Raw genomic sequence first — 9,678 nt, forward strand, 5'->3', positions numbered from 1 at the left:
CCGCTTATTTCGTTTTCAACGCCAGCGGGTTGAGCGTCACCTGCTGATAGGCGCTCACCCACGAAGAGTATTTCTCCGGCGCGGCCCACACACGATAGTGCAAACGTGACAAGGTGACCGGGTCGCTCAACAGCACCAGACGACGGTCGCGATTGAGTTTGTCGGGCGTCTCGTTCAACGCCTGTTCAACGTGACGTTCGCGGGCGATATCCAGAATGTGACCATGGCGGTGACGTGCCGTCGCCATTGCCGTCGCCAGCGCGTTGAAGGACGGGTTAAACACGGCGTGCATAAACCCATCGTCCAGGGAACGCTGACGGTTCAGGGTCAGATATGCATCGGTATCCTTCAGCACCTGCGGCGGGGAATACTCTTCCGGGATCAGGAACAGCTTCCAGCGTTTGGTACGCAGGCCCACGGTGGCCCGACTGGAAATCACCGACACGAACGGCGACAGGATCAGCGAGAAGACGATCGGCGCCAGCCAGAACAGGAAACGCAGATCCAGCCACGCCATACCGACCGCCCACACCAGTCCCAGCAGCAGCTGCGAACCGTGGCGCATAAAGGCTTCACCCCACGGGGTGGAGTCATCATCACGCTGCGGAGAATTCCATACCACTTCCCAACCGAGGAACGCACTGACCACAAACACGGTATGGAACAGCATACGCACCGGCGCCAGCAGTACCGAGAACAGCACTTCCAGCAGCAAAGAGAGCGTCACGCGAATGAAGCCGCCGTACTCTTTTGAACCTTTGCACCACACCAGAATAATGCTCAACAATTTCGGCAGGAACAGCAGCACCATCGTCGAGGCGAACAGTGCAATCGCCAGCTCCGGACGCCACTGCGGCCAGACCGGGAACAGCTGCCGCGGCTGCAGGAAGTACTGTGGCTCAGTCAGCGCATGCACGACCTGTAGCGCGGTCGACAGGGCGAGGAACATGAACCACAGCGGCGCCGACAGGTAGGACATGACGCCGGTCAGGAACACCGCCCGGTGCACCGGGTGCATGCCTTTGACCAGGAACAGACGGAAGTTCATCAGGTTACCGTGGCACCAGCGGCGGTCACGCTTCAGTTCATCCAGCAGGTTCGGCGGCAGTTCTTCATAAGAGCCCGGCAGATCGTAGGCAATCCACACCCCCCAGCCGGCACGACGCATCAGCGCCGCTTCCACGAAGTCGTGCGACAGAATCGACCCGGCAAATGAACCTTCTCCCGGCAGCGGCGCCAGCGCGCAGTGCTCGATAAACGGCTTCACGCGGATAATGGCGTTATGGCCCCAGTAGTGTGATTCACCAAGCTGCCAGAAGTGCAGGCCGGCGGTGAACAGCGGACCGTAAACGCGGGTCGCAAACTGCTGGCAACGGGCATACAGGGTGTCCATACCAGAAGCGCGCGGCGAGGACTGAATGATCCCGGCATTCGGGTTCGCCTCCATCAGACGCACCAGCCCGGTCAGACATTCACCGGTCATCACCGAGTCAGCATCCAGTACCACCATATAGCTATACTGGCTGCCCCAGCGACGGCAGAAGTCATCGATGTTACCGCTCTTACGCTTCACACGACGACGACGACGGCGATAGAAAATCTGCCCCTCGCCCTGCACTTCCGCAATCAGCTCCATCCACGCTTTCTGCTCGGCAACGCAAATATCCGGATTGTAGCTGTCACTCAGGATATACACGTCGAAGTGCTGCTGTTGCCCTGTCGCCTTCACCGACTCCCAGGTGGCACGCAGGCCGGCGAATACGCGATCGACGTCTTCGTTGCAGATCGGCATGATCAGCGCCGTACGATGTTCTGGGTTCAGCGGTTCATCGCCGACGGTTGACGCGGAGATACTGTACTTATCGCGCCCCATCAGCAGCTGCAGGAAGCCCATCAGCGCGGTCCAGAAACCGGCGGAAACCCAACAGAAAAGGACCGCGAAAAGGATCAGGATCCCGGTTTGCAGCATGTACGGCAGCAGCTGCATGAAGGAAATCCACAGATTCTGCCCGACCATGTCAGCCGGATTGATGAGCGCCCATCCCTGATACGGCAGGATGGTTTTCATGTACCAGGTTGCGACAACGGTCTGCGCCAGCGTCAGCAGCAGCAGGATGTAACGACGGATGGTCCCGACGGTACGCCACTTCTGCTCGCTCTCCTGCTCTTCTTTGGTCAGGCGAGAAAGATAGCGCGGGGTGACATCACGTCCGCGTAGCCGATCCCAGAAACGCCCAACTGGGTTGGTGCGCCACGGGTCCGGGAACATTGAGGAGCGTTTTGCTTTCGGCATTGCGTTGAGCTGAGTACGCCCTTCATCATCTTTTATCAGCTGGTTATCGCCCAGGGAGTCTGGCCAGCTATGTTCCAGTCGTGATTTCACGGAACCCAGCGGGGAATCGTCTTCACGAACAAAAGCATGATGATCGGCGTCCAGCGCTTCATGTACGGCCTGCAGGCTTGTATCAGGCAGCGCGGCTTTTTCAGCCTCAGACAGCGGCAACGCGTCAATGTACTTCGTTATCTTATTCATTGGCAGGCAGCTGATAGCTCCAGGTTTCACTCAGCGTCTGATCAGCATTGACCAGCGCAGCGCGCATTTCCGTGGTTTTCTTCGGATCTTTTACCTTCACACGCAGAACCATACGCCAGCCCTTAGTGACCGGGTTATAACGCACGGTATTCTCAACAATTTCTGCGTTATCGCCGATGCTCGCCTGCGCCGTTACCGGCGTATCTGACGGCATTTTTTTCATTTCAGCGCCGGTGAAGTCAACGATAAAGGCAATGGTGCCATCCGGCTGACGAATCAGGTTCGACTGCTTCACATCCCCGGTAGAACGGCGGGTCTGCATCACATAGGCGTTATCCGGCGCGTGCAGTTTGTCTTCATCGCGGCTGAAGGTAATCGAGTATTTGAAGTTCATCTCTTTACCCGGTTCCGGCAGCTGATCCGGCGTCCAGTAGGTCACGATGTTATCGTTGGTTTCGTCATTGGTCGGGATTTCAACCAGTTCGATTTTCCCTTTACCCCAGTCGCCCTTCGGCGTGATCCAGGCGCTCGGGCGCAGATCGTAACGGTCGTCGAGGTCCTCAAAGCGCGAGAACTGACGGCCGCGCTGCAGCAGGCCGAAGCCCTGCGGATTTTCCATCGCATAGCTGCTGACGGCCAGATGCTTCGGATTGTTCAGCGGACGCCAGATCCACTCGCCGTTACCGGCAAGAATCGACAGGCCGTTAGAATCATGCAGCGCCGGACGATAGTTGGTCGCCGGAGAGGGTTGATTCGGCCCGAACAGGAACATGCTGGTCAGCGGTGCAACGCCTAGTTTGCCGACTTTGTCACGCAGGTACACTTTAGACTGCACATCAACGACGGTATCGCGGCCCGGCATAATCACAAAACGGTAGGCGCCGGTCGCACGTGGGGAGTCAAGCAGTGCATAAATAGTCAAACGCTTGTCCGTGGCTTTTGGATGCTCAATCCAGAACTCACGAAAACGAGGGAATTCTTCGCCGGAAGGCAGCGCGGTATCGATAGCCAGGCCGCGCGCGGAAAGCCCGTACACCTGGCCCTGACCCAGAACACGGAAGTAGCTGGCGCCGAGCATGCTGACGATTTCGTCGTTCTTATCTTTGCTGTTGATCGGGTACAGTACTTTGAAACCGGCGAAGCCCAGGTCTTTCACCGTATCTTTATCATGCTGGACGCTGCCAAAATTAAAGTAATCCGGATTATATTTAATCTTACGCACGCTGCTTGCCGTCACTTCGTTAATGGTGACCGGCGTGTCGAAGTACATGCCCTGATGATAAAATTCAAGTTTGAATGGGGTTTTCTGATTGTTCCAGTAAGCCTTATCGTGATTAAACTGGATTTGCTGGTAGTCCGCGTATTTCATGTCGCGGAAAGCGGAGGGCAAGTTGCTCTTCGGCGCTTCATAGCCTTTCCCGGCTAACGCTTTGGCCTGTTTTGCAACGTCATCAATGCTAAACGCCCATGCAGATGAAGTACACAGGGACAACATTACGGCTGCGCTTAACCAGCGCATTTTCATCATCTGTGGTTTAAGTTTCATATAAGTAAGCACTTCCCCCTTTGTGTGCTTAAATCGATCCGATCTATTTTAATGGTAATTCAGGCAATCCGACAACATAATCCCTGCTTTGTTCACCTTAGCGGCGCAGGTAATAGGCAGTTAACTGCCACATTTGTACTTTACGTACTTATCCTGGAGACAGGTATCCAGAGTTGATGTAGGGTTGCTGAGAATTTAAACGTTATCACGTTGAGTGATAAGACGAATTGTCCGAGAATGTAGTGATATTGTATGAATAATACGCCAGTACAACGTGAATATTTCTTCGATAGCATCCGCGCCTGGCTGATGCTACTGGGGATCCCTTTTCATATATCACTGATCTATTCCAGCCACAGCTGGCATGTGAATAGCCTCGAGCCCTCCTGGTGGCTGACGCTTTTTAACGATTTTATCCATGCTTTTCGCATGCAGGTCTTCTTTGTCATTTCTGGCTACTTTTCCTACATGCTTTTTTTACGTTATCCGCTGAAGAAGTGGTGGAAAGTGCGCGTTGAGCGTGTCGGCATTCCGATGCTGACCGCCATTCCTCTGCTGACGCTGCCGCAGTTCATCATGCTGCAGTACGTTAACGGCAAGGCCGAAAACTGGCACACCCTCTCGGGTTACGACAAATTCAATACTCTGGCGTGGGAACTGGTTTCTCACCTGTGGTTTTTACTGGTGCTGGTGGTCCTGACCTCTCTGGGAGTCGTGCTGTTTCGCTGGCTGACCGGCCGCCGCTCAGCCAGGGCATCGACCTTTGGTGACACCGTCACATTAGCTCAGCTGTCGATGATTTTTCTGGCGCTCGGCGTGCTTTACGCGGTGATCCGCCGCTCGCTGTTTGTCCTTTACGCCCCCTTGCTCAGCAACGGCCTGTTTAATTTCATCGTGATGCAGACTCTGTTTTACCTGCCCTTCTTCATTCTTGGTGCCCAGGTATTTATCAATCCGCGCTTAAAAACGATGTTTACCACTCCGTCGCCATGGTGCTTCGTCGGCGCGCTGCTAGGCTTTATCGCCTATCGCCTGAATCAGCAATATGGTTCCGGTGATGGCTGGATGTATGAAACCGAATCGGTCATTACCATGGTTCTGGGTCTGTGGATGGTGAACGTGGTCTTTTCTCTCGGCCACCGTCTGCTGAACTTTCAGTCGGCGCGGGTGACCTATTTTGTTAATGCTTCGCTGTTCATTTATCTGGTGCACCACCCGCTGACCCTGCTTTATGGCGCATGGCTGGCGCCGGCGATCAAATCCAACGCGCTTGGGTTTATTGCTGGCTTAGTCTTCGTGGTCGGTATTGCGCTGGTGCTGTATGAAATTCATCTGCGCATTCCTCTGCTACGCTTTCTCTTTTCGGGAAAATTCCAGCCGAAAGCAGCTAAGACTCAAGTGTCCGCTGGCTGATCGCCCGCCCGCTCGCCCGCAGATGTCAGGCGGCGGGTGGTCGGGGCCCCCGACTTTCACTCACCTCGCTGCGGCTCAAGCAAGCGCCGGTAAATGTCCGCGGTCTCCTCATCGAAACAGACAAAGCAGACGCGCTCTAAAGGATTGTAACGCGTCAGAAAGGTGCTGACCGTCTGCACGGCAATTTCTGCCGCCGCCTGCTTAGGATATCCATATACGCCGGTACTGATGGCCGGGAAGGCAATCGATCGATAGCTGTTCGCTGACGCCAGCTGCAGGCTGTTTCGATACGCGTCAGCAAGCAGTTCAGCCTCCTGATGCCCGCCACCGTGCCAGACGGGCCCGACGGCATGGATCACCGCGCTGGCCGGCAGCTGACCCGCGGTAGTAATCACCGCATGACCCGGAGGGCACTCGCCTTGTTGTTGCCGGACGACCTGACACGCGGCAAGGAGCTCCGGCCCGGCTGCACGATGGATTGCGCCATCCACGCCCCCGCCGCCTAGCAGCGAGGGATTGGCGGCATTGACGATAACATCGACGTCAAGCGTAGTGATGTCGCCGAGAATAACCTCAGGTTTAACAGTCATTTCGCCTCCTGTCGGCAAACGTCTTTACATAAAGCACAGAGGGTAATATGGCACGATAGCCCGCCCGACGAAAGTCCGGGAAACTTGCGGCGGCTATAACCCGTCTGGAGGATAGCAAGGCTATGTTGCGGGTTAATATTCTTTCACGTTACGGTTGCGTGGCGGGGGCTACCCCGTGAGTCGGGTCGACGGCCGCAAGTCTGAACAGCCCGACCAGTGCCAGCAGAAAGAAAAACAGGACCTGAGGTCCTGTTTCTTGTGCGGGTGACATCAGCTTATGCCTGGTCGGGCGTTTCGTTCACTAATGTGGATTTGTTTTTCCGCGCACGCGCGGCCAGCCATAGCCCACAATTTTTCATCGCGTAACCAAACACCAGCCCTAGCGCCAGAGAAGGTACCACCAGCCGCCAGTTCCCGTCGCCGGCAAATGTGGCGCAGGCGCCAATAAAAGTGCCGGGGACAAAAGAGAGCAGCAGCTGACGAGCCTGAATACACATCAGGAAGGCCACGCCCCCGGTCATCATATAGCCAAGGATTTCCAGATGCGGCGCCAGCGCACTGCCGTAAATAATGACCAGCGCCCACACCACACCGCTCATTACCGTACAGGTTGAGATCAGCAACCCTTTTAGCCCGCCCTGCGGGCAAGCGAAATAGGCCGTGCAGCCCAGGAAGCCCGCCCAGCTCAGCAGACCAAGCGCGACCGCCACCCATCCCCAGATTCCGGAGAGAATGCCTGTCGTTATTGCGATTGCGAAGAGTATGTTCATGACGCGTATCATAGCAGATACGCGTCCGCCAAATGAGATCTGAAGCACGTTATATGCAAGATCATACTTTCCATTGCAATAAAAACGTGACAAATATCACATTTACTCTTCCGATTCTTCCTGCAGTTCATCCCACATGGCGGAGAGCGCTTCCCGCGTCAGGGGCGCCATCGTCCGCCAGAAAGGTGTCCCGGCATGCGCCTCGACTTTGCCGAGGAAAACCCCGCACCACGGCAAAATGTAGTCAGCAAACAGCGTTTCCAGCGTTTCGCTTTCATCTTCCGTAGCATGATCTTCAAGCCACGAGGCCGCCAGCAGCAGTGACCCAATGTGGTCGGCCTGACCTTCTCCGGTCGGGATCCCGTGTTCGCTGAAGAAACCGCGAACTTCAGCTTCGCTTGCCCCTTCAACCCACGCGCTACGATAAGGAGGAACGCTGCACTCTTCACCGACAAACAGCGCATTGTAATCGGCGGCCAGCGGTTGCACGTCGCAGCTTTTTTGCAGACGTTCCAGCAGCTCATCCTGCTCCAGCGGCCAGCTCGCCGCCAGCTTCCCTTCACGGATCAGGGTAAACAGCGGCACCAGCAGCGGATCCTGCGGCTGACGGTAGCACAAAGAGCCCAGCACGCGGCAGAGGATTGAAAACTCGTTCATTCAATTTTTCCAGTTATTCATATTAAAGATCGGCAAATTCAGGGATCGCCGGCATCCCGCGAGACTCAAGGAAATTCAACAGCCGACGCGGGGACACGTTAAGGATCCGCTCTTCGGGGAAGTTCACATCATCGAGGATCTTACGACACTCTTTGAACTCGCCGAGCGTAAATGCGGTATGCGAATCCGATCCCAGCGCGACCCAACCTCCGGCATCGCGCACGGCGGCGGCAACCGCCCGGCAGTTATCTTCGCTGCCCACACGCGACGAGACGAAGGATGAGTTGTTGATTTCCAGCGCCACCTGGTATTTTTCCGCCGCGGCGGCTATCGCCGGAATATCGACGGGGTATTTCGGATTACCCGGATGGCTAATAATATGTACCGCGCCGCTCGCCATAGTGGCGATCATCGCTTCAGTATGGGTGGCTTTATCCTGCGGCGGGAAAACCGGCTCATGGAAGCCCGCAATGAACAGGTCCAGTGAGGTCAGCATCTGCCCGGTGCAGTCAATTTCGCCGAGGGTATTTTTTATGTTGGCTTCAATACCCCGTAAAATGCCGACGCCGTCGACCATCCGCGGCCAGATGCGCATATTGACGAAATGCCAGTAGTGCGGAGCATCGGCCATATCCGGACCATGATCGGTTATGGCAAAAAGTTTGATCCCCTTACGCTTTGCTTCAGCAATATAATCGTGCAGGGTACTGTAGGCGTGGGTACTGGCGACGGTATGCATGTGCAGGTCAACAGGATACATCACAATCTCCTTCTCTGTTTGTGGCAAGAATAGCAGGAATCAGGACGCATGATTAGCAAAACCCCGCCACAGCGGGGTTTCTCTTAGTATCCGCGCTGACGATCGACCTGCCCGTTCACCGCCTCCCCACGCTCCAGGCGGCCAATGGTGCTGGCAATATAGGTGATCGCTTCCAGCGGACGGGTGACTGCGGCGACATGTGGCGTCATCGCCACCCGAGGATGCGCCCACAGCGGACTTTCCGCCGGTAATGGCTCGCGGCTAAAGACATCCAGCATCGCGCCTTTAAGCTTACCGCTATTCAGTGCCGCCAGCAGATCCGCTTCGACCACGTGAACGCCACGTGCCAGATTGAGAACATAGCTGTTATCCGGAAGCTGCGCCAACAGTCGCTGATTAATAATGCCGACGGTTTCCGCCGTGTTTGGCAGCAGGTTGATCAGTACCCGCGTCGCGCCGAGGAAGTCGCCCAGCTCCTCCTGACCGGCAAAGCTTTGCACCTGAGGCCAGGATTTACGACTACGGCTCCAGCTCCGCAGCGGAAATCCCCATACCTGAAGCGCTTCCGCCACTTTCGAACCAAGCACGCCCGCGCCCATTATCCCGATAGTGAACTCTTCGCGACGATAATCCTCCAGCGGCTGCCAGCGGGCCTGCTGTTTTAATGCCTGGTAGTCGTCGAAGCGACGGAACCAGTGCAGCACCTGGCTCACCGCATACTCTTGCATCTGCTGACCCATTCCGGTGTCTTCGAGGCGAAAGAGTGGAATCGACATCGGCAGCATTTCCGGGTGTTCACGGAGTTTACTCAGAATTGAATCGACGCCAGCGCCGAGGGCAAAAACGGCTTTTAAGTCCCGTCCCTGAAGCATTTCCACCGGCGGATGCCAGACCAGCGCATAGTCCGCATGCTGAGTATCGCCGGATTTCCATTCGCGTACGCGCGCGCCCGGCAGCTGTTTTTCCAGCTCAGCAATCCAGTAAGCGGTATCAAATGTCGGGTGATAAAAGATTATGTCCATCATGGCTCCTGATCGCGGGCGCTGGTTGCAGGTTGACCCTGGCGCCGTATTTTACTTATTGTTTTCTATTGGATTGCCAGCATAGCAAATTTCATTTTTCTATCGAATAAAAAGAGGGTGGCGACAAAAAAATCGATTGTCGCGCATTTAAAAAGCAAGTTGCGCGAAGTTTGTCTAAACGCGCTGTTTTTTGAAAAAGTTGATTGACGAGAGATACGTATTTCCCTAAATTAGCGCCCGTTGACCACCCAGGGTGAGCAGCAAAACAATATGGTGAGGTGTCCGAGTGGCTGAAGGAGCACGCCTGGAAAGTGTGTATACGGCAACGTATCGGGGGTTCGAATCCCCCCCTCACCGCCATATTTAAAGAAGAGCTCGTACGCAAGT

The 9,678-nt window shown here is 55.6% G+C and carries 9 protein-coding genes and 1 tRNA gene; 2 read left to right on the forward strand and 8 right to left on the reverse strand.

Annotated features, from left to right (window positions below):
- Positions 1–4: 4 nt before the first annotated feature.
- Positions 5–2,533, reverse strand: coding sequence for a glucans biosynthesis glucosyltransferase MdoH (mdoH, locus tag ROR01S_RS13160; protein ID WP_044346886.1), 2,529 nt, complete (start codon positions 2,531–2,533; stop codon positions 5–7).
- Positions 2,526–4,079, reverse strand: coding sequence for a glucans biosynthesis protein MdoG (gene mdoG, locus ROR01S_RS13165; RefSeq protein ID WP_004860475.1), 1,554 nt, complete (start codon positions 4,077–4,079; stop codon positions 2,526–2,528). The genes mdoH and mdoG overlap by 8 nt, the downstream gene beginning before the upstream one ends.
- A 252-nt stretch (positions 4,080–4,331) precedes the next feature.
- Here mdoG and mdoC point away from each other — a divergent pair, with 252 nt between their 5' ends.
- Positions 4,332–5,492: a glucans biosynthesis protein MdoC gene (mdoC, locus tag ROR01S_RS13170; protein ID WP_032717202.1), complete on the forward strand. Its 1,161-nt coding sequence runs from the start codon at positions 4,332–4,334 to the stop codon at positions 5,490–5,492.
- A 56-nt stretch (positions 5,493–5,548) separates the two neighbouring features.
- Here the strand turns inward: mdoC and ymdB are convergent, their stop codons facing one another.
- The 6 genes from ymdB to ghrA form a co-directional block, all read right to left on the reverse strand.
- Positions 5,549–6,082 (reverse strand): O-acetyl-ADP-ribose deacetylase, encoded by a 534-nt coding sequence (gene ymdB, locus ROR01S_RS13175; protein ID WP_064359562.1) that lies wholly within the window; start codon positions 6,080–6,082, stop codon positions 5,549–5,551.
- 148 nt (positions 6,083–6,230) lie between these two features.
- A complete protein-coding gene (locus ROR01S_RS27550) occupies positions 6,231–6,353 on the reverse strand; it encodes a hypothetical protein (protein WP_255265544.1) in 123 nt (40 codons plus the stop codon).
- A 4-nt stretch (positions 6,354–6,357) separates the two neighbouring features.
- Positions 6,358–6,852 (reverse strand): DUF1097 domain-containing protein, encoded by a 495-nt coding sequence (locus ROR01S_RS13180; RefSeq protein WP_015584660.1) that lies wholly within the window; start codon positions 6,850–6,852, stop codon positions 6,358–6,360.
- Between the two features lie 102 nt (positions 6,853–6,954).
- Positions 6,955–7,509: a TorD/DmsD family molecular chaperone gene (locus ROR01S_RS13185; RefSeq protein ID WP_064359563.1), complete on the reverse strand. Its 555-nt coding sequence runs from the start codon at positions 7,507–7,509 to the stop codon at positions 6,955–6,957.
- A 22-nt stretch (positions 7,510–7,531) separates the two neighbouring features.
- Positions 7,532–8,269: a phosphatase gene (locus ROR01S_RS13190; protein WP_064359564.1), complete on the reverse strand. Its 738-nt coding sequence runs from the start codon at positions 8,267–8,269 to the stop codon at positions 7,532–7,534.
- An 83-nt stretch (positions 8,270–8,352) separates the two neighbouring features.
- Positions 8,353–9,291: a glyoxylate/hydroxypyruvate reductase GhrA gene (gene ghrA, locus ROR01S_RS13195; RefSeq protein ID WP_054829149.1), complete on the reverse strand. Its 939-nt coding sequence runs from the start codon at positions 9,289–9,291 to the stop codon at positions 8,353–8,355.
- Between the two features lie 272 nt (positions 9,292–9,563).
- Between ghrA and ROR01S_RS13200 the strand changes: the two genes are divergently transcribed.
- Positions 9,564–9,651 (forward strand) — tRNA-Ser (locus ROR01S_RS13200).
- Positions 9,652–9,678: the final 27 nt, after the last annotated feature.

This window comes from Klebsiella ornithinolytica NBRC 105727 = ATCC 31898, from assembly GCF_001598295.1.
Taxonomy (GTDB): Bacteria; Pseudomonadota; Gammaproteobacteria; order Enterobacterales; family Enterobacteriaceae; genus Klebsiella; species Klebsiella ornithinolytica.